Consider the following 19,366-nt stretch of genomic DNA (forward strand, 5'->3'; position numbering starts at 1 on the left):
CGACATCGTTGACAGGCCGAGCCGTTTAAGGCGCGGTGATCGGCAGCGTGTCCTCCGGCCGGCCGTCGCCCTCCGGCGCAGCGATCCCCAACATGCGGGCCAGGAAGGGCTGAACATCCACGCTGTCGAGGTCGCTCAGCCGGCGCCCGCGAACGACGCCGGGTCCATGGGCGATGAACAGGGCCTGCATCTCGGGCGCCTGGTTATCATAGCCGTGGGCGCCGCCGGGCCGTGTGACGGGCCGGTCGCGGGTGGCCGTCAACCAACCGGTTTCGACCAGGCAGACGATCTGGGCGACGCGGGGGTTCGAGCCATAGACCAGGCGAGCGGGGACGTCGGCCTTGTTCCAGCACTCCATGTGCGGATGACGGCCGATCAGCTTCTGCTGCACCTCGGCCTCTCGACCCGGCGCGGGATCTGCGGTCAGGACGGCGCCGCCATAGCCGATCTGCAGCGCCTTCGGGTCGATGATGTCGTCGATCCACACCACCCGGTCAGGCGAGGTAGCGGCCATGCCGTGATCGGAAACCAGAACCAGCAGGGTGCGCTCATAGAGGCCCCTCGCCTTCAGCCCCTCGACCAGTCGGCCCAGGGACGCGTCCACTGCCGCGACAGCGGCGCGCGTTTCAGGCGCAGCAGGGCCGTGCCGATGGCCGGCCGTATCGACGATGTCGAAATAGAGGGTCTCGAACTTCGGTCGCTGGTCGGCCGGGAGGTCCAGCCAGGCCAAGACCCGATCCACCCGAGCGTCGCCTGACATGGACTGGTCGAATGGCATCCAGCGGCTGGGGCGGACACCAGCAATTTCCACCTCGGAGCCGGGCCAGAACAGGGTCCCGGTGCGAACACCGGCCTTCTCGGCCGAAACCCAGATGGGTTCGGCCTGATCCCAGAAGCCGCTCTCCTTGCTGGCCATGGTGAAGACGCCCAGTCGAGAGTCGGTGAACCGATTGCCCACGATTCCATGATGGTCCGGGTGCAGCCCCGTCACCACGGTGTAGTGATTGGGGAAGGTCACGCTCGGGAAAGAGGGGCGCATCGGACCGAACGCGCCGTCCGCGACCAGATCGTCCATGACCGGCGTCGCGCCCTGACCCAGATAGTCGGGACGGAAGCCGTCGATCGAAATTAGAATCACCTGCTCCGGCCGCCCGTCCTCAGGCGAAACCGGCGCGACAACCATGGACTGTGTGGCGGGCGGGGTGGGGACCTGCACGCCCGCACAGGACGCAACCGCCAGTGCGGCGGCGAGGATCAGGCTGGAAACCAGGAAGCGGGACATGAGCGAACTCCGAAGCGACATGGAATCATTGCGTAAACTTAATCCGCGACAACCCCGCGACGCCTTGTGGGAACACCGTTCTCACGCCAAGCTTGCGCCCATGGAAACCGTCATCGAAATCCGCGGCCTCACCAAGACCTACGGCACGGTGAAGGCCCTGGACGGCCTGACCCTGTCGATTCCGCGCGGCGGGGTCTATGGCATCCTCGGCCCCAACGGCGCCGGCAAGTCGACCCTGTTCCGCACCCTGCTGGGCCTGATCCGCCCGACCGAGGGCGAGGCGACAGTCATGGGCGGCCGGATCGGCGATCCGGCGGCGACGCGGCGGATGGGCTCGATGATCGAGACGCCCCGCTTCCCGCCCTTCATGACCGCGCGTCAGGTCCTGGTCTGGCTGGGCCACGCCCACGGCGGCGTGGCGACTGCGGATATCGAGGCCTGGCTGAAGCGGGTCGGCCTGACCGAGGCGGCGGATCGCCGGGTGCGCGGCTTCTCGGTCGGGATGCTGCAACGCCTGGGCGTCGCCGCCGCCCTGATGACCAAGCCGGACCTGGTCATTCTGGATGAACCGACCAGCGGCATGGATCCGCCCGGCATTCAGGAGATGCGCGCCCTGATCCGCAGCCTGGCCGACGACGACGGCGTCACCGTCATCCTGGCCAGCCACCAACTTCAAGAGGTCGAGCGCGTCTGCGACCGCGTCGCCATCTTCAACAAGGGCAAGGTGATCACCGAAGGGCGGGTCTCGGACCTGACCGCCTCAGGCGAACGCCTGCGCCTGTCGGTCACGCCCCTGGCCAAGGCCATGGGCGTGTTGGGCGAACGGGCGACGCTGGACGGCGACGCCCTGGTGGCCGCCGTGCCGCGCACAGAGGCGGCGGCGACGATCCGCGCCCTCGTCGAGGCTGGCGTGGATATCGAAGAAGCCCGCTGGATCGGCGCCGACCTGGAAGACGTCTTCATGAGCGAGACCGGCTGGACCGGCGTGCAGGGCACGCCTGCGAAGGGGACCGACCATGCTGGTTGATGCGCTGAAATCCGAGGCCTATCGCGTCTCGCGGAACCGGACGGCGGTCTTCTGCAGCGTCTTGCTGACGCCTCTTCTCATCATCGTCGGCGGCTTGATCTATCTGCTCATGACCAAGGCCAAGGGCGACGCCCTGGCGGCCAAGGCCAATCTGCCGGCCGAGATGGGGAACCAGCCGGTCAATCTGGTCGAGGCCTTCAGCTTTGCAGCCGGCAACGGCGCCAACGGCGTGCTGCTGGTCTTCATGTTGCTGGCGGCGGCGGCGGTCTACGCCGGCGACTATCGCTGGGAGACTTGGCGACTGATCAGCGCCCGCAACGCGCGTCCCTGGCTGATCCTGGGCAAGATCGGCGTGATGAAGGCCCTGGCCATGCTCGCCATGCTGGCGACCCTGGTCGCGGCCTTCATCTACTTCATCTCCCAGGCCCTGGTGACCGGCCGGCCGATGAGCTTCGACCTGAGCGACTTCAACCTGGTCGAGTTCCTGCTCACCTGGCTGCTGTCCTATATCCGCATCGTCCAGTACGGCCTCATCGCCCTTCTGGCGGCGGTGGTCAGCCGGTCCCTGCTGGCAGCCCTGTTCGTGCCCTGGGCCCTGGGATTCGCCCAGACGATCCTTGGAGGGCCGTTGTTGCCCATTATCGGCTGGTCGCCCGCAGACTGGGCCTCCCAGCTGCTGTTGCCCGGACTGGCCTATGACACGCTGAAGGCGGCGGTTTCTCCCGGCCCCATGCCCTTGCCGGAAGGCGTGGTCACCAAGGCGATCACCAGCCTGGTCCTGTGGTGCGTCGTGCCGGTCGCGGCGGCGATCGCCTGGTTCCAACGCCAGGATTTGTCCAAGGAATAGTCGTCTGCAGACGCCGGTCAGTTCTCCAGCGAGAACTCGACCGGCGTCCGCATCTCGATCCGCGCCCCAGGCACGCCCGCCGGGGGACGCGGCACCGGACTGGCTCGCGCCAGCATGTCTATCGCCTCCTCGTCCAGGGCAAGTACGCCCGACGGCGAAACGATACGGGACGAGATCACCCGCCCCTCCCGATCAATCACGAACCGCACCGTGACCACGCCGGTCTGGCGCAGCCGCCTCGCGCCGCGCGGGTAGATCTTGTGCGCCTCCAGATGGGCGCGGACACGGGCGCCATAGGCGTCGCCCTGGGCGCCGCTCAGCGACACGGGGGCGTTGACGGTTCCGCCGGCAGGCGGAGCGGGCTTGGACGGCGGCGCGACGACCGCACTGGGCGGAGCGTCGGCTGAGCGTCCCGCCGACGGCGGAGGAGGCGCGCTCTCGGCGGCGATGGGACGCGCTGGCGTCGGCGGCGCCGCCGTCTTGACCTCCTGCGGCCTAAACACGAGGGGGTCGGGCGCCGGAAAAGGACTGAGGCGCGTGGGTACGGGCGTCGGCGGCGTCGGGGGAGCCGACGCCGCCGTCTTGCTCGGTTGATCCTTGGGCGTCTCGGACTTCAGGCTGTCCGGCACGGCGATCCCGTGCTCCGGCCCGATCAGCTCAACGACCATGGCCTGGGGCTCGATGACCAGGCTTCGCTCCATCGGCTGGCTGACAGCGGCCAGCAGCAGGCCTCCGTTCAACAGAACGGAGGCCGTAAGGGCGCCCAGACGCCCTTTGCGCGACAGGACCAATGGCGTCAGAAGGTCTTGCCGAGGCTCAGCTTGAAGCTGCGCCCCTGGCCCGCGAACGAGGCCAGATTGTTCTTCACATACTCGTCCAGCACGTTGTCGACCGAGACGCGGACATCCATGCCCGCCAGGCTGCCGCTGCGGGGCCGCCAGGTCGCATAGAGGTCGTGGACATTGTAGCTGTCCACCGTCGAGGACACTGCGCCGGTGGTGGCGTTGTAGTTCTTGATCCCGCTGACGAATTCGCCGCGCCAGCCGACGGTCAGATCCAGGCTGTTCAGAACATAGCCCAGGTTCAGGTTCAGCTCGTCCGCCGGACGGGTGTTGAGCAGGACGCCGGTCGTCTCGTTGGTGGCGTCCACCGTGGCGTAGGACGCCCGGCCGAACAGGCTGCGGGTCGCATATTCCGCTTCGATCTCAAAGCCTTCGTACTTGGCCTCGCCCACATTGAAGAAATAGCCCGAGGTGGCGGAGGCCGAGGTGATCAGGTTCTCCACGGTGTTGTTGAAGGCCGTCAGCTTGGCGTTCAGGCGGTCCGACGAGGTGACCAGACCGCGCAGGGTCAAGGATGCGCCCAACTCGTAGTTGTCGGACTTCTCCGGATCCAGGTTCAGGTTGACCGGAGCGGCTCCCGAGCGGCTGTAGACCTCGTCCAGGATCGGCATACGCTCGGTGTGGGCCACCGAGCCGAACACGTTCAGATAGTCGGTCAGATTATAGAGCACGGCCAGCTTGGGCGAATAGCCGGTGTTGGTCGCCTCCTCCGGCACGGCGGTCGATCCGCCGCCGACCACGACGCCGGCGCCGGGGCTCAGCTCCGTATGGTCGATCCGCAGGCCGGGCGTGATCACCAGCTTGTCGCGCCACAGAATCTCCGCCTGGACGAAGCCGCCGTACCGCGTCGTGTCGCCTTCCGGGTGGGTGGTCGCCCCATTGCTCAGCGGGCTGCCGTCAGCCTTGTAGCGGGGGTTGCGCCGTTCCTGGCTGTAGTACTGCAGACCCGCGGTGACGAAGGCGGTCCAATCCGGCGACAGGGTGAATTTGGAGGTGTTCTCCAGACGGGCCTGAACGGTCGAATAGCTGTATTCAGACGCATAGCCGAGGCTGCTGGACAGGGCGATGCCGTCCTGGTCGGTCAGGGTTTCCGAGTAGGAGACCTGCGCCTTGACGTCCAGCAGGTCGTTGCCCTCGAACGCGTTGTCATAGCCGACGGCAAAGGCCTCGTCGCGGGTGCGGCGGCGCACGGTGCCGAAGGCCGTGAAGCCCGTGATCTGATCATACAGCTGATAGCTGTCGGTCTCCCACACCTGGGCCGAGGCCCAGACGCTGTGCTTGCGATCGCCGCCGATATAGTAGCGCGCCTTGGCCAGGACGGAGTTGGCGCTGGCGTCCGAAGGCGTAACGACGTCGCCGTTGCCATCTTCATAGTCGTCGCTGGTCCGGCCGTTCAGGGCGATCAGCAGGTCCAGGTTCTCGGTGGGGCGGGTGGCCATGATGATGGAACCCAGCTTTCCGTCGCCGTTCGATTCATATCCGAACCGCGTCCGAAGCGCGAAAGTGTCGTCGCCCTTCAGGAAGTCCGACGCGTCCTTGGTGGTAAAGTTGATCACCCCGGCCAGGGCGCCCGAGCCGTAGAGGGTCGAGGAACTGGGACCGCGCAGCACTTCCACCCGCTTGTAAAGTTCGGGCTCCGAGAAGAAGGCGCCCATGCGGTAGCCCTCGAAATAGTTCTCGACCCCGTCCACCAGCATCAGGACCTCGCCCCGATTGCTGGTCATGCCGCGGATGTTGAAGGTCTGGCCCAGGTTGCTGGCGCCGCCGGCGGTATAGACGCCCGGGACATCGTCCAGCATATCGCCGATGGTCGAGGCCTGGGTGTCGTCGATATCGTCCTGGTTCAGCACGGTGACCGCCTGGGGCGTGTCGGTGGCGATCTTCTCGACACCAGCGGAGACGACGATCTTGCCCAGCGACAGCTGGGTCGTGGCGTCGTCTTCATCGTCGGTTTGCGGCGTCGTCTGAGCGAAGGCCTGGCCAGAGACGGACAGAACCAGCGCCATGGCGGATGCGCCCAGCAGCCGGCGGTTCAAAGAATTGGCGAGAGGAGAGGTCATCGGAAGTTGGTCCTTCAGTTGCCGGTTGTACCGACTAGGTTTGCGTCGCATTTGCAGGTGTTGAATAGAATAGGGCCTTGAGCAGCGGCCAGCTCAGGTCATCGGAGAACGGCGACCGTCAGCGCGCCGAGTTCGCTCGAGCCGGCAGCCCGCGTTTCGGTTCGAGCCGCGCGCGTCCTGCTCCGCCATTTGAACGGCGCCCGCACCACTTCGCGACCGCCCTGCTCTCGCGCCGCCTCGACGACCAACTGATAGTCGCCGTCAGGCAGGCCTGCGAGAACGCCCTGGTCGCCCTTGAAACGCAGGGTCTGTCGGCCCGGCGCGCGGGTCGCGCCACTGACGCCGTCCGCCGGCAGGGTCAGGGACTGCCCCCCGCTGCGCCACCAGCTGCGCAGGTTCCGCAGCCAGACGGTGCCGTTGCCGTGCCGGACACGAACATCGTACCAGACCGACAGGGTTCCGACCGGGGCGCCGTCGGCGCGCTCGATCCACATGGCGACATAGGGCTTGTGATAGGCGGCCGAGGTCTGGGTCGGCACATCCAGTTCGACGCTGAGCTCCGCCGCAGACGCGCCGGTCGCGGCGAGGACGGCGACCGCCGCCCCGACGCCGAGCGAAACCCTGGTCATGACCGGGGCGCGGCGGGTGCGGCGTCCCCATCGGTTTCGGGCTTGGGCTCGGGATCCTCGGGGGAGACCACGCCGTCCTTGTCGGTGTCGTGCTCCTCAAAGGTGCGAAGGGCCACAGCCTGGTTCTCTTCGGGGGTCAGCAGGCCGTCGCGGTCACGGTCGATCACCGAGAAGCGCACGACCGCCTGCTTCAGCTGGCGTTCGAACATCTCGTCCGACGGACGCGAGGCGTCGGCGTATTGCGAGCGCAGGCGACCGGCGTACTCGGCCACATACTCATCCTCGGACAGCACGCCGTTGCCATCGGCGTCGGCGGCCTTGAAGCGGGCCTCGCGCAGGGTGTCGTACTCGGCCCGGTCCACACGGCCGTCGCGATCGGCGTCATAGCCCTGGATGAAGGCCGTGCGGCTGTGGCCGCCTGCGGGACGGATCGGGCCGCCGGCGGTCTGGGCCAGGGCGGCGGACGCCGGCAGGGCCAGGCTGATCAGAAAGGCGGCGGCGAGTGGTTGGGGACTGCGCACAGGATGAACTCCACGATCCGGAAACGGCCGCGCGCGAGGAGCGCTGCGGCGCGACCAAGGGAGTCGGAACATCCGAGACACCTTGACCGTTGGCGCCCAATTGCCGCGAACGACTCGCAATTGCAACCCATTTCAGCCTTGATATGGAGGGGCTCAGCCGTGGTCGAAATGGACTCAATCCACTGCGATTTTTTGGAGTCTATTTTCGTCCATTCTTCCGGGCGCAGGCGAAGGCGCAACACTCGCCCGTGCCGTATGCGCCCTGTCCGGCTCGTGCTTAGAAGATGAGGGCAAGACGAGACCAAGGCGTTGAACGCCTTAGTCTTATTCCTGACAATTGGGCGCGCTGGGGGGCGTCTCCCCTCAACCGACCCGAGCGGGCCCCGGCGGCGGAGGGCTGGTCTCTCCTTGCGCAACCAGCCAGTCCCGGAAGGCGTCCACGGCGGGATCCCGGCGTCCTTCCGGGCGCAGGAAAGCGAACCACGACGGCCGTTCGACAAAGCCGAAAGGCGCCGCCAGCCGGCCCGCCGTCACGTCCGGCGCCACAAAGGCCCAGGGCGCTATGGCGACGCCCATGCCCGACACGGCGGCCTCGACCATCGAGTGATTATGCGCGAACTCGCGCTCCACCTTGGCCGGCGGCAGGTCCAGCCCCGACAGAGCGGCCCAGGCCGGCCAGGCCCGGCGGAAGGTGGCGGATCGCAGGCGTGGAGCGCCGGCCACCGCCGCCAGGGTCGCAAACTGCGCCATCACCGCCGGAGCCCCGACCGGCCCCTGATACTGGGGCAGGAAACGTGTCGCCTCGGCGCGCGGATGAACCTGGTCCGGCTCAACAATCCGGATCGCTCCGTCGAATCGATCGCGCCGATAATCGACCGGCGAATAGGACTCCGACAGCCGCACCCGAACCTCGGGATGGGCCTCGAGAAAATCCGGCAAGCGGGGGATCAGCCATTTCAACGCAAAGGTGCCCAGGCAGGAAATCTCGATCTCTCGCGCGGCGCCGTGGCGGGTCGCCTGGACCGCATCGGCTATGGCGCCGAAGGCCGGGGTCAGCCGCTCGGCCAACCGCACCCCCGCCTCGGTCAGGACCAGAGCATGACGAGGGCCGGACACCAGCACCACGCCCAGGGAGGCCTGCAAGGCCGCGATCTGGCGACTGACCGCGCCATGGGTGACGCAAAGCTCAGCGGCGGCGCGGGTCATACTGCCGTGGCGGGCGAAGGCCTCGAAGGTGCGCAGAGCGTTCAGGGGCGGCGGCGCGGCGGACTTCATGTGACTTCCCCTCACAGACCCCTGCCCGCATAATCGATTTCCGCCTCGAGGGAAATCGGCTCCAAGCTGGTCATGCCTCAGTTCGAACCGCCGCCGCGCCCGCCCCGACGCACCCGCCTGGACAAGTTGGTCTACGGCCTGTGCGTTCTGCTCATATGGATCCTGGCCCTCGGCGAGGCCTTCACCGGCTAAAGCCGCTTCTCCATGAAGACGTCGGCGCGGGCGTAGGGGGTCGGGCGGGACGGCAGGTGGAGGAAGCCGAAACTTTCGTACAGGGCGATGGCCGGCTTCAGGGCGCTGTTGGTCTCGAGATACAGATGCATCGCCTCCGCCTCGCGGGCCGCCGCTTCGCAGGCCTCCAGCAGACGCCGCGCCAGGCCCAGACCGCGCGCGGCCGGGGTCACCGTCATCTTCGACACTTCGAAGCCGTCGGGAATACGGATCAGGGCGCAGCAGCCGACCGCCTCCCCGTCCCGTTCGGCGATGAAGATCCGTCCGCCGCCGGCGATGAAGACCCCGCGCGGATCGTCGATGGAGCGCCGATCCTTGGCCTCGACGGCGAACCCGCCCTCGGCCAGCCAGGCCTCGTTCAACCGAGCCCAAGCGGCGGCGTGGTCAGGGCGGTAATCGACGATGAGAGCGGACATCCGCGCCTCTTGCCCCATGTCCGGTCAAAGCAAAAGGGCGGCCGGATCGCTCCGGCCGCCCTTTCGAACATCAGTCTCGTCAGAGACGCGAGGCTTAAGCCTCGTCGTCGCCTTCGAAGGCCAGGACCGGACCGGAGTCCTTGCCCTTGGCTTCGACGTCGCGATCGACGAACTCGATCACGGCCATCGGGGCGTTGTCGCCGTGGCGGAAGCCCGCCTTCATGATGCGGATATAGCCGCCGTTACGCTCGCTGTAGCGCGGGCCGAGCGTTTCGAACAGCTTGCCGACTTGCGGCACGTCGCGAACCTGGCTGATGGCCTGACGACGAGCGTGCAGATCGCCCTTCTTGGCCAGGGTGACCAGCTTCTCGACGAAGGGACGCAGTTCCTTCGCCTTGGGCAGGGTCGTGGTGATTTGCTCGTGCTTGATCAGCGAGGCGGCCATGTTCGCGAACATGGCGGTGCGGTGGCTGGTCGTGCGACCGAGTTTACGATGGGCGGCGCCGTGGCGCATCTGGGTCTCTCCTACTCCGAGCCCGGTATCTCCTGGGGAGACCTAGGCTCGTAATCTTCTAACCGCCCCGTCATTCTCCCCGAGAGGAGACGGGCGGAGGGTTGAACTTAGATCTGGTCGTCGAACTTCTTGGCCAGGTCTTCGATGTTTTCGGGCGGCCAGTTCGGCACGTCCATGCCGAGGCTGAGGCCCATCGTCGCGAGAACTTCCTTGATCTCGTTCAGCGACTTGCGGCCAAAGTTCGGGGTGCGAAGCATTTCGCCCTCGGTCTTCTGGATCAGGTCGCCGATGTAGACGATGTTGTCGTTCTTCAGGCAGTTGGCCGAACGGACCGACAGCTCCAGCTCGTCCACCTTCTTCAGCAGCGCCGGGTTGAAGGGCAGGTCGGGCTTGCCGTCCGACTGCTCGACAGCCTTCTTGGGCTCTTCGAAGGTGATGAAGATCTGCAGCTGGTCTTGCAGGATGCGCGCGGCATAGGCCACAGCGTCAACCGGCGTGACCGCACCGTTGGTTTCGACTTCCAGCAGCAGCTTGTCGTAATCCAGCGACTGGCCCTGACGGGTCGGCTCGACGCGATAGGCGACGCGCTTGACCGGCGAATACAGGGCGTCGACGGCGATCAGGCCGATCGGCGCATCTTCCGGACGGTTCAGCTCGGCGGCCACATAGCCCTTGCCGTTCTGGACGGTCAGTTCCATGCGGACCGACGCGCCGTCGTCCAGGGTGCAGATGACGTGATCGGGGTTCAGAACCTCGATGTCCGCCGGCACGTCGATCTGGCCGGCGGTCACGACGCCGGGGCCCGTGGCGCGCAGGGTCATGCGCTTGGGGCCTTCAGCGTGCATGCGCAGCGCCAGTTGCTTGATGTTCAGGACGATGTCGACCACGTCTTCCCGAACGCCTTCCAGCGACGAGAATTCATGAACAACGCCGTCGATCTGGATGGCGGTGACAGCCGCGCCTTGCAGCGAGGACAGCAGAACGCGACGGAGCGCGTTGCCGAGCGTCACGCCGAAGCCACGCTCGAGGGGTTCGGCCACCAGGCGCGCCTTGCGCTGGGCGTCGGAACCGATCTCGATCTGCGGCTTCTCGGGACGGATCAGCTCTTGCCAGTTTCTTTCGATCATTTTGTCCCTCGAACGGGTTTCGTCGGCTCCGGCCTTGTCGACGAGGCCATGGTGGAGCCGACGGAGATGGGGGTGCTTTAGGCGGTGTCGCTTAGACGCGACGACGCTTGGGCGGACGGCAACCGTTGTGCGGCATCGGGGTGACGTCGCGGATGGTCGTGATCGTCAGACCGACCGACTGCAGCGCGCGCAGGGCCGATTCACGGCCGGAACCCGGACCCGAGACGTTCACTTCCAGCGTCTTCACGCCGTGTTCCTGCGCCTTCTTGCCTGCGTCTTCAGCAGCCATCTGAGCCGCATACGGGGTCGACTTACGCGAGCCCTTGAAGCCCATGTGACCGGCCGACGACCAGGAAATCGCATTTCCCTGCGCGTCGGTGATGGTCACCATGGTGTTGTTGAAGCTGGCGTTCACGTGGGCGACGCCCGAGGTGATGTTCTTGCGCTCGCGCTTCTTTACGCGACCCGGTTCCTTGGCCATGTGTCTGTCTTACTTCTTCTTGCCGGCGATCGGCTTGGCGGGGCCCTTGCGGGTGCGGGCGTTGGTGTGCGTGCGCTGACCGCGGACCGGCAGGCCCTTACGGTGACGCAGGCCGCGGTAGCAAGCCAGGTCCATCAGGCGCTTGATGTTCATCGACGTCTCACGGCGCAGGTCGCCCTCGACGGTGTGATCCTTGTCGATGGTTTCACGGATCGACAGGACTTCGGCGTCCGTCAGCTGGTTCACCCGGCGAGCCGGCTCGATGCCGACCTTTTCGGTGATGTCCTTGGCGGCGGCGGGGCCGATGCCATGGATGTACTGAAGCGCGATTTCAACGCGCTTGTTGGTCGGGATGTTGACGCCAGCAATACGGGCCACGAAATTCTCCAGATACGCGTTAGTCAGACGCAACAAACGCTCCGGTTAACAAACCAGGAGCGTGGCGCCCTTCGCGGGAAGGCGCCCTTATACAGATGATTCACATCGCGTCAACGCCTGGGTGGATCGAAGACAAGCGAAGGCCGCTGCGACTTGAATGCCCGGTGTGCGCGAGGACGTCAACGCGGCCGATTGCCGAAGTCGATACCCACCACCAGCCTCTGGCCCTCCACCGGACGGCCGCCCTCGGTCGGCGGCTGGACGCGGAACTGATCGACCAGCCGCAGGGCCGCCTCGCCGAAGCCCAGACCCGCCGGGGTCTCGCTGATCACCCGGCAGTCTTCCAGCCGCTGGTCCAGGCGAACGACGCAGGACAGGGCCGCATTGCCGTATCGGCTGCGCGCCGCCCGCGGGTGGTTGGCGCGGATTTCCGACACAGGCGGAGAGCGGAGCACCCGCGCCCGGGTCGAGCCGGCGCCCGGCCCTGATCCCGATCCCACGCCGGATCCGCTGCCGCTGCCCTGCCCGCCCTGGCCGAAACCGGGCGCAGGCGATGGCGCGGGCGCAATCCCGACGACCGGGGCGGGCTCGGGCGCCTGTTTGGGCGGGGCGGGTAGTTCGACAGGACGCGGCTGTTTCGGCGGCGGGGGCGTGTGAATGCGCGAGGGCGCCGCCGGGGCGCCCCCGCCCGTCTCCGGCAAGGGCGGCTCAAACGAGATCGGCGGCGGCGGCTGATAGAGCAGGACATCGACCGGTCGGGGCTGCGTCCCCAAGGTCTGGGGCGCCCTGCCCTTCACCTGGCCCAGCAGGAGGGCTAGGCCCAGCTCGGCTCCCGCTACGCCGACGAAAACGGCGAAGGCGCGCCAGCGTTTGCGGGCGCGCCTTCGGTCATGCTGGAGTTCCGCGTCGGGCATCGGTCGTCTAACGCCCGACGTCCGGTTTGGTCACGCTAGGGCTTCGTCGATCGCCTTGGCGACGGACTCGATCGAGCCCATGCCGTCCGCCTCGGTCAGCTTGCCCTGGGCTTCGTAATAGGGAAGCAGCGGGGCGGTGTTGCGGTTGTAGGCGTCCAGACGCACCACGAAGGTGTCGGGATTGTCGTCGGGACGGCCCTGTTCGGCATAGCGTTTGGCGATCCGCTCCAGCAGGGCCGAGTCGTCGACCTTCAGCCGCACGACGGCGTCGATCTGGGCGCCGCGCTTGGCCAGCATCGCGTCCAGGGCCTCGGCCTGGGCCACAGTGCGGGGGAAGCCGTCGAAGATGGCGCCGCCGGCGGCCTCGGCCTCGGGCAGGCGGTCCTCGATCAGGGCGATGACGATCTCGTCCGTGACCAGATCGCCGCGCGCCAGCACGTCCTTGACCTTGAGCCCTAGTTCCGAGCCCGAGGCGATGGCGGCCCGCAGCATGTCGCCGGTCGAGAGCTGGACCATGCCCCGCTCTTCGACCAGCCGCTTGGCCTGTGTCCCCTTGCCCGCCGCCGGCGGTCCGAACAGGATCAAGTTCACGCTTCAGCCCTCCCCTTAGGCTTTGTTCTTGGACTTAGCGACGAACGGGCGTGGGCGCGCCACGACCGCCGCGACCGCGCAGCTTGGCCTTCTTGATCAGGCCCTCGTACTGGTGCGCCAGCAGTTGGGACTGGATCTGGGCCACAGTGTCCATCGTCACCGACACCACGATCAAGATAGACGTTCCGCCGAAGTACAGGCTGTTGCCCATCTGGGCGACCATGAACTCGGGCAGCAGGCAGACGGCGGTGATATAGGCCGCGCCGATCACCGTCAGACGGGTCAGGACATAGTCCAGATACTCGGCCGTGCGCTTGCCCGGACGGATGCCCGGAAGGAAGCCGCCGTATTTCCGCAGGTTCTCGGCCGTGTCCTCCGGGTTGAAGGTGATCGAGGTGTAGAAGAAGCAGAAGAAGATGATCAGGGCCGCATACAGGGCCATGAACAGCGGCTGCCCGTGGGTCAGCTGCGCCGTCAACAGCGGCAGCCAGCTCAGATAGCCGGGCAGGTCCGCATTGGCGGTCAGGCTGGCCACCGTCGTCGGCAGCATCAGCAGCGACGAGGCGAAGATCGGCGGGATGACCCCGGCGGTGTTCACCTTGAGCGGCAGGAACGAACGTTCGCCCCCGGCCATGCGGTTGCCTTCCTGGCGCTTCGGATACTGGATCAGCAGACGACGCTGGGCCCGTTCCATGAAGACGATGAAGACCACGGTCGCCACGGCCAGAACGGCGATGAAGAACAGGGCGAAGGCGGACATCTGACCCTGCTGGGCTAGGCCCAGCATCCGGGCGATGGTGGACGGCAGAACCGCCACGATGCCGGCGAAGATGATCAGCGAGATGCCGTTGCCGACGCCGCGCGCCGTCACCTGCTCACCCAGCCACATCAGGAACATGGTGCCGCCCGTCAGGGTCACGACGGTCGAGACCAGGAAGAAGATCCCCGGATTGTCGACCAGACCCGGCTGGGCGTTCAGGCCCGCCGCGATGCCCAGCGACTGGGCCAGGGCCAGGAACACCGTCAGATAGCGGGTGTACTGGTTCAGCTGCTTGCGGCCGCTCTCGCCGCCTTCCTTCTTCAGCTTCTCCCAGGGCGGATACACGGTGCCCATCAGCTGCACGATGATCGACGCCGAGATATAGGGCGCGACGTTCAGCGCGAAGATGGCCATCCGCTCGACCGCGCCGCCCGAGAACATGTTGAACATGTCCAGGATGCCGCGCTGACCCGACGGGTCTTGGAAGAACTGCAGGAAGGCCTGCGAATTGATGCCCGGGATCGGCACATAGGTGCCGATGCGATAAACCAGCAAGGCGCCCAGCGTGAACAGCAGGCGCTTGTGCAGCTCGGTCGCTTTCGCGAACGAGCCCATGTTCATATTGGCGGCGAGTTGTTCTGCGGCCGAAGCCATTATGCGTCCCCACGACTGACTGAGTCGTCAGATAGGCGGAAAGCGGCCCTCATGCGAGGGCCGCTTCCGTTGTTTCGTCGTCGCAGGTGTAATCAGGCCACGGCCTAGTCCAGCCGCGACGACGCGTTGCTTAGGCCTTGGCGGCGGCGCGCTTGGTGCGGGCCGAGATCTTGTTCTCGTCGCCGCGCGGGGCCTTCGGAGCCGGAGCCTTGCCCTTGGCGGCGTTGCGCTTCTCGACGCGCGCAGCGGCCTTGGCTTCGGCTTCGATACGTTGTTCCAGCACGGTGCCGCCAGCGGCTTCGATGGCCTTCTTGGCGCCGGCGGTGGCCGACCAGACGACCAGGTTCAGGGCTTGCTTGACTTCACCGGTGCCCAGCAGACGCACGCCGTCCTTGACGCGACGGATCACGCCGGCGGCGACCAGGGCGTCGCCCTTCAGTTCCGACTTGGCGTCCAGCTTGCCGGCGTCGATGGCGTCTTGCAGGCGCCACAGGTTCACTTCGGCCAGCTTCAGGGCGTTCGGGTTGTTGAAGCCGCGCTTGGGCATACGCATGTACAGCGGCATCTGGCCGCCTTCGAAGCCCAGCAGGCTGACGCCGGTACGCGACTTCTGACCCTTGACGCCGCGGCCCGAGGTCTTGCCCTTGCCCGAACCGGGGCCACGGCCGACACGCATGCGCTTCTTGTGCGCGCCTTCGTTGTCGCGGATTTCGTTCAGTTTCATATGCCTGATCCTTTCGGGTGCTAGCGCCCGGACAATCGTCCGGACTCGGCGGTGAAAAAATGAAGGGCCGCTTCTAGGCGGCCCCTCGGGTATTCGCAAGTGCAGAAACGCCCTCCCCCGGGTTCGGGAGAGGGCGAAACGGCTTACTTTTCGACGATCTCGGTCAGGTGGGCGACCTTGGCGATCATCCCACGAACCGAAGGCGTGTCTTCCAGGGTCGATTCACGACCCAGGCGGTTCAGACCCAGGCCCACCAGGGTGGCGCGCTGGTCGTTCTTGCGGCGGATCGGCGAACCGGTCTGCTTGACGGTGACGGTCTTTTGCTCGGCCATGATTAGGACTCCACAGCTTCGGGCGCCGAGGCGCCGTCGTTGCGACGGCCCATCAGATCCGCGACCTTCTTGCCGCGCTTGGACGCGACTTGACGGGGCGAGGACTGGACCTTCAGCGCTTCGAACGTCGCGCGGATCATGTTGTAGGGGTTCGACGAGCCGGTCGACTTGCCCACGACGTCCTGGACGCCGAGGGTTTCGAGCACGGCGCGCATCGGACCGCCCGCGATGACGCCGGTCCCGGGAGGGGCGGCGCGCATCATGATCTTGCCGGCGCCCCAACGACCGTTGCCGTCGTGGTGCAGGGTGCGGTTCTCGCGCAGCGGAACGCGGATCATCGTCTTCTTGGCTTCTTCGGTCGCCTTGCGGATGGCTTCCGGCACTTCGCGCGCCTTGCCGTGACCGAAGCCGACGCGGCCCTTGCCGTCGCCGACGACCATCAGGGCTGCGAACGAGAACCGGCGACCGCCTTTGACGGTGGCGGCGACGCGGTTGATGTGGACCAGCTTCTCGACGATGTCGGAATCCGGACCATCGACAGCGGGACCGTTGCGGTTGTCACGACGGTTGCGATCGTTGCCGCCGCCGCCGCGCTGGGGTTGATGCGCCATGCTTCGCGTCCCTTAGAAGTTCAGGCCGGCTTCGCGCGCGGCTTCCGCCAGCGCCTTGACCCGGCCGTGATAGATGTACTCGCCACGGTCGAAGACGACGTCCTTGACGCCCTTCTCGATGGCGCGTTCGGCGATCAGCTTGCCGATTGCGGCGGCCGCAGCCGTGTCCGAACCGCGCTTGCCCTTGCCGCCTTCCAGCGACGAGGCCGACGCGACGGTCACGCCTTGGGCGTCGTCGATGATCTGGGCCGAGATGTTCTTGTCCGAACGGTACACCGACAGGCGCAGACGGCCGTTGGCGACGGCCTTCAGGCGGCGACGGGTGCGCTCCGAGCGGCGCTTGGCTTGTTGTCGAAGAGAAAGAGCCATGACTTACTTCTTCTTGCCTTCCTTGCGACGGACCTTTTCGCCCGCGTAACGGACGCCCTTGCCCTTGTAGGGCTCAGGCGGACGCAGCTTGCGGATGACCGCGGCGATCTGACCAACGGCTTGCTTGTCCGAACCGAGGATCTTGATCTCGGTTTGCTTCGGAACCGCGAAGCTGACGCCGGCCGGCGGATCGATGTCGACTTCGTGCGAGAAGCCGAGCTGCAGCGACAGGGCGTTGCCCTTCATCGCGGCGCGGTAACCCACGCCGACCAGCTCAAGCGACTTCTCGAAGCCGGTGGTGACGCCGGTGACCATGTTGTCGACCAGGGTGCGCGACAGGCCCCACATCGCGCGACCGCGTTGCGTGTCCGTGCGCAGGCCCAGCGACAGCTCGTCGCCTTCTTGCGTGACTTCGATTTCCTCGGCGACGGTCCAGGAGCTCTCGCCCTTGGGGCCCTTCACGGAGACGGTCTGACCGTTGAGCGTGACAGTCACGCCCTTCGGCACAGCGATGGTTTTCTTGCCAATACGGGACATATCAGTAGACCCTGCAGAGGACTTCGCCGCCGACGTTAGCGTCGCGAGCGGCGGCGTCGGACATGACGCCCTTCGAAGTCGAAAGGATCGAGATGCCGAGGCCGTTCTTGACCGGCTTCAGATCGCCGATCGCCGAATAGACGCGGCGGCCCGGCTTGGACACGCGTGCGATCTCGGCGATGACGGGCTGACCGTCGAAGTACTTCAGCTCGATCTCGAACTGCGGAAACTCACCCGGGTTCTGAACCAGGTTGTAGCCGCGGATGTAGCCTTCGTCCTGCAGCACGTCGAGGACGCGCTGACGCAGACGGGAAGCGGGGGTCAGCACCTTGGAACGCTTGCGAGTCGCCGCGTTCTTGATGCGAGCGATCATGTCGCTCAGGGGATCGTTGATCATCATGTCTGTTCGCTCCCCTTACCAGCTGGACTTGGTCAGGCCAGGGATCTGGCCCTGGTTGCCGAGTTCACGCAGCGCAATCCGGCTCATCTTGAGCTTGCGATAGAACGCACGCGGACGACCGGTGACTTCGCAACGGTTGCGAATACGGGTCGGCGCGGAGTTGCGCGGCAGTTCAGCCAGCTTCAGGCGCGCGTCGAAACGCTCCTCAAGCGGCAGGTTTTCATCGTTGGCGGTCGCCTTCAGGGCGGCCCGCTTCGCGGCATACTTCGCAACCAGGGCCTTGACGGCTTCGTTGCGGTTTACGGCGCTCTTCTTAGCCATTGTTCTCTTCCCTTCCCGCTCAGTTCTTCACGAACGGGAACTTGAACTCGGTGAGGAGAGCCTTGGCTTCCTCATCGGTCTTGGCCGTGGTGCAGACGACAATGTCCATGCCCCACATCTGGTCGATCTGGTCGTAGTTGATTTCCGGGAACACGATGTGTTCCTTCAGACCGGTGGCGTAGTTGCCGCGACCGTCAAACGACGTGCCCTTCAGACCACGGAAATCCTTCACGCGCGGCAGCGCGATCGTGATGAACCGGTCCAGGAACTCGTACATCTGGTCGCCGCGCAGGGTGACCTTGCCGCCGATGACCATGCCTTCACGCAGCTTGAAGCCGGCGATGGAGTTACGGGCCTTGGTGGCGACGGCCTTCTGACCGGCGATGGCCGTCAGATCCTTGAGGGCGGCGTTCGCCTTCTTGGAGTCAGCAACGGCTTCGCCGATGCCCATGTTCAGGACGATCTTGTCCAGCTTGGGCACCTGCATTTCGTTCGTGTAGCCGAACTTTTCCTTCAGCACCTGGCGGATACGCGCCTGGTACTCGCCCTTGAGGCGCGGAGTGTACTTCTCGGTAGCCATCAGATGACGTCTCCCGTCGTCTTGGCGATGCGGACCTTGGTGTCCCCATCGATCTTGAAGCCGACGCGGGTCGCCTTGCCGTTGGCGTCGGCGATCGCGACGTTCGACAGGTGAAGCGAGGCTTCCTTGTTCTTGATGCCGCCCTGCGGGTCAGCCTGGCTCGGGCGCGTGTGGCGCTGAACCATGTTGACGCCTTCGACGAGGACGCGGTTTTCGGTAGGCAGGACCTTCAGCACGTTGCCCGTGCGGCCCTTGTCCTTGCCGGTGAGGACGACGACGCGGTCGCCCTTCTTGATCTTGGCGGCCATGTTACAGGACCTCCGGAGCCAGCGAGATGATCTTCATGTGGTTCTTGGCGCGCAGTTCGCGGGGAACCGGGCCGAAGATCCGCGTGCCGACAGGCTCGTTCTGCTTGTTGACGATGACGGCGGCCGACTTGTCAAAACGAATGACCGAGCCGTCCTTGCGTTGGATGTCCTTGGCGGTGCGCACGACGATGGCGCGAACAACGTCGCCCTTCTTCACGCGGCCACGCGGGATGGCTTCCTTCACGGAGGCGACGATTGTGTCGCCGATCGAGGCGTAGCGGCGCTTGGAGCCGCCCAACACCTTGATGCACATGACCCGGCGGGCGCCCGAATTATCGGCCACTTCCAGGTTAGTTTGCATCTGGATCATAAGATCAGATCCTTCTGATTACGAGGCGGAGGCGTTGGAAAGGACTTCCCAGCGCTTCAACTTGGACTTCGGGGCGCACTCGACGATGCGAGCAATGTCGCCGACTTTGAGCGCGTTGGCTTCGTCGTGGGCGTGATACTTCTTCGAAAGACGAACGATCTTCTTCAGAACCGGGTGCAGCAGCGTGCGCTCCACCTTCACGACGACGGTCTTGTCGCCCTTGTCGGACACGACCACGCCTTCAAGAATTCGCTTGGGCATATTC

The 19,366-nt window shown here is 66.0% G+C and carries 27 protein-coding genes; 2 read left to right on the forward strand and 25 right to left on the reverse strand.

The window, feature by feature from the left end; genetic code table 11:
- Positions 1-25 precede the first annotated feature (25 nt).
- The gene (locus tag ACW17X_RS05590; RefSeq protein ID WP_492100036.1) at positions 26-1,282 is read right to left on the reverse strand and encodes an alkaline phosphatase family protein; all 1,257 of its coding nucleotides are present in this window, start codon (positions 1,280-1,282) and stop codon (positions 26-28) included.
- A gap of 100 nt (positions 1,283-1,382) precedes the next feature.
- On the opposite strand from ACW17X_RS05590, the gene ACW17X_RS05595 reads away from it, so the two are divergent.
- Both ACW17X_RS05595 and ACW17X_RS05600 read left to right on the forward strand, forming a co-directional pair.
- Positions 1,383-2,309, forward strand: a complete 927-nt coding sequence (locus ACW17X_RS05595; RefSeq protein ID WP_492100037.1) for an ABC transporter ATP-binding protein — start codon at positions 1,383-1,385, stop codon at positions 2,307-2,309.
- On the forward strand, positions 2,299-3,156 hold the full coding sequence (locus tag ACW17X_RS05600; RefSeq protein WP_492100038.1) for a DUF2705 family protein: 858 nt from the start codon (positions 2,299-2,301) through the stop codon (positions 3,154-3,156). Before ACW17X_RS05595 ends, ACW17X_RS05600 begins: the two co-directional genes overlap by 11 nt.
- A 17-nt stretch (positions 3,157-3,173) precedes the next feature.
- Here the strand turns inward: ACW17X_RS05600 and ACW17X_RS05605 are convergent, their stop codons facing one another.
- The 24 genes from ACW17X_RS05605 to rpsQ form a co-directional block, all read right to left on the reverse strand.
- On the reverse strand, positions 3,174-3,947 hold the full coding sequence (locus tag ACW17X_RS05605) for an energy transducer TonB (RefSeq protein ID WP_492100039.1): 774 nt from the start codon (positions 3,945-3,947) through the stop codon (positions 3,174-3,176).
- A gap of 5 nt (positions 3,948-3,952) precedes the next feature.
- A complete protein-coding gene (locus ACW17X_RS05610; protein WP_492100040.1) occupies positions 3,953-6,058 on the reverse strand; it encodes a TonB-dependent receptor domain-containing protein in 2,106 nt (701 codons plus the stop codon).
- A 98-nt stretch (positions 6,059-6,156) separates the two neighbouring features.
- Positions 6,157-6,687: a DUF2271 domain-containing protein gene (locus ACW17X_RS05615; RefSeq protein ID WP_492100041.1), complete on the reverse strand. Its 531-nt coding sequence runs from the start codon at positions 6,685-6,687 to the stop codon at positions 6,157-6,159.
- The gene (locus tag ACW17X_RS05620; RefSeq protein ID WP_492100042.1) at positions 6,684-7,208 is read right to left on the reverse strand and encodes an EF-hand domain-containing protein; all 525 of its coding nucleotides are present in this window, start codon (positions 7,206-7,208) and stop codon (positions 6,684-6,686) included. Before ACW17X_RS05620 ends, ACW17X_RS05615 begins: the two co-directional genes overlap by 4 nt.
- 363 nt (positions 7,209-7,571) lie before the next feature.
- Positions 7,572-8,483 (reverse strand): LysR substrate-binding domain-containing protein, encoded by a 912-nt coding sequence (locus ACW17X_RS05625; protein WP_492100043.1) that lies wholly within the window; start codon positions 8,481-8,483, stop codon positions 7,572-7,574.
- Positions 8,484-8,671: 188 nt separating this feature from the next.
- Positions 8,672-9,130 carry a GNAT family N-acetyltransferase gene (locus ACW17X_RS05630; protein WP_492100044.1) on the reverse strand — a complete coding sequence of 153 codons (459 nt, stop codon included), beginning with the start codon at positions 9,128-9,130 and terminating at the stop codon, positions 8,672-8,674.
- A 94-nt stretch (positions 9,131-9,224) separates the two neighbouring features.
- Positions 9,225-9,644, reverse strand: coding sequence for a 50S ribosomal protein L17 (gene rplQ, locus ACW17X_RS05635; RefSeq protein ID WP_035307159.1), 420 nt, complete (start codon positions 9,642-9,644; stop codon positions 9,225-9,227).
- 107 nt (positions 9,645-9,751) lie between these two features.
- Positions 9,752-10,771, reverse strand: a complete 1,020-nt coding sequence (locus ACW17X_RS05640; protein ID WP_267516149.1) for a DNA-directed RNA polymerase subunit alpha — start codon at positions 10,769-10,771, stop codon at positions 9,752-9,754.
- A 91-nt stretch (positions 10,772-10,862) separates the two neighbouring features.
- Entirely contained in the window at positions 10,863-11,252 is a 390-nt protein-coding gene (gene rpsK, locus ACW17X_RS05645) for a 30S ribosomal protein S11 (RefSeq protein ID WP_008264180.1), read from the reverse strand.
- 9 nt (positions 11,253-11,261) lie between these two features.
- Complete coding sequence (gene rpsM / locus ACW17X_RS05650; RefSeq protein ID WP_026108555.1) at positions 11,262-11,630, reverse strand: 30S ribosomal protein S13; 369 nt, start codon at positions 11,628-11,630, stop codon at positions 11,262-11,264.
- Between the two features lie 179 nt (positions 11,631-11,809).
- Positions 11,810-12,544, reverse strand: a complete 735-nt coding sequence (locus ACW17X_RS05655; protein WP_492100045.1) for an energy transducer TonB — start codon at positions 12,542-12,544, stop codon at positions 11,810-11,812.
- Between the two features lie 30 nt (positions 12,545-12,574).
- Complete coding sequence (locus ACW17X_RS05660; protein WP_492043208.1) at positions 12,575-13,135, reverse strand: adenylate kinase; 561 nt, start codon at positions 13,133-13,135, stop codon at positions 12,575-12,577.
- Positions 13,136-13,169: 34 nt separating this feature from the next.
- On the reverse strand, positions 13,170-14,549 hold the full coding sequence (gene secY / locus ACW17X_RS05665; RefSeq protein ID WP_492100046.1) for a preprotein translocase subunit SecY: 1,380 nt from the start codon (positions 14,547-14,549) through the stop codon (positions 13,170-13,172).
- Positions 14,550-14,679: 130 nt separating this feature from the next.
- On the reverse strand, positions 14,680-15,273 hold the full coding sequence (rplO, locus tag ACW17X_RS05670) for a 50S ribosomal protein L15 (protein ID WP_008260404.1): 594 nt from the start codon (positions 15,271-15,273) through the stop codon (positions 14,680-14,682).
- Between the two features lie 143 nt (positions 15,274-15,416).
- Positions 15,417-15,605, reverse strand: a complete 189-nt coding sequence (rpmD, locus tag ACW17X_RS05675) for a 50S ribosomal protein L30 (protein WP_183194946.1) — start codon at positions 15,603-15,605, stop codon at positions 15,417-15,419.
- Positions 15,606-15,607: 2 nt separating this feature from the next.
- Positions 15,608-16,216 carry a 30S ribosomal protein S5 gene (gene rpsE / locus ACW17X_RS05680; protein ID WP_008262674.1) on the reverse strand — a complete coding sequence of 203 codons (609 nt, stop codon included), beginning with the start codon at positions 16,214-16,216 and terminating at the stop codon, positions 15,608-15,610.
- 12 nt (positions 16,217-16,228) lie between these two features.
- Entirely contained in the window at positions 16,229-16,585 is a 357-nt protein-coding gene (gene rplR / locus ACW17X_RS05685; RefSeq protein ID WP_154726238.1) for a 50S ribosomal protein L18, read from the reverse strand.
- A 3-nt stretch (positions 16,586-16,588) separates the two neighbouring features.
- Positions 16,589-17,122: a 50S ribosomal protein L6 gene (gene rplF / locus ACW17X_RS05690; RefSeq protein ID WP_492086520.1), complete on the reverse strand. Its 534-nt coding sequence runs from the start codon at positions 17,120-17,122 to the stop codon at positions 16,589-16,591.
- A gap of 1 nt (position 17,123) precedes the next feature.
- Positions 17,124-17,522, reverse strand: a complete 399-nt coding sequence (gene rpsH, locus ACW17X_RS05695; RefSeq protein WP_054765468.1) for a 30S ribosomal protein S8 — start codon at positions 17,520-17,522, stop codon at positions 17,124-17,126.
- Between the two features lie 15 nt (positions 17,523-17,537).
- Positions 17,538-17,843, reverse strand: coding sequence for a 30S ribosomal protein S14 (rpsN, locus tag ACW17X_RS05700; RefSeq protein WP_008259854.1), 306 nt, complete (start codon positions 17,841-17,843; stop codon positions 17,538-17,540).
- A 19-nt stretch (positions 17,844-17,862) separates the two neighbouring features.
- Entirely contained in the window at positions 17,863-18,423 is a 561-nt protein-coding gene (rplE, locus tag ACW17X_RS05705; protein WP_154726240.1) for a 50S ribosomal protein L5, read from the reverse strand.
- The gene (rplX, locus tag ACW17X_RS05710; protein ID WP_008263379.1) at positions 18,423-18,731 is read right to left on the reverse strand and encodes a 50S ribosomal protein L24; all 309 of its coding nucleotides are present in this window, start codon (positions 18,729-18,731) and stop codon (positions 18,423-18,425) included. Before rplX ends, rplE begins: the two co-directional genes overlap by 1 nt.
- Before the next feature lies 1 nt (position 18,732).
- Positions 18,733-19,101, reverse strand: a complete 369-nt coding sequence (gene rplN, locus ACW17X_RS05715) for a 50S ribosomal protein L14 (protein WP_003164378.1) — start codon at positions 19,099-19,101, stop codon at positions 18,733-18,735.
- A gap of 18 nt (positions 19,102-19,119) precedes the next feature.
- Positions 19,120-19,362 carry a 30S ribosomal protein S17 gene (gene rpsQ / locus ACW17X_RS05720; protein WP_267516110.1) on the reverse strand — a complete coding sequence of 81 codons (243 nt, stop codon included), beginning with the start codon at positions 19,360-19,362 and terminating at the stop codon, positions 19,120-19,122.
- Positions 19,363-19,366: the final 4 nt, after the last annotated feature.

It is taken from the genome of Brevundimonas sp. FV1ye4L (genome assembly GCF_058681255.1).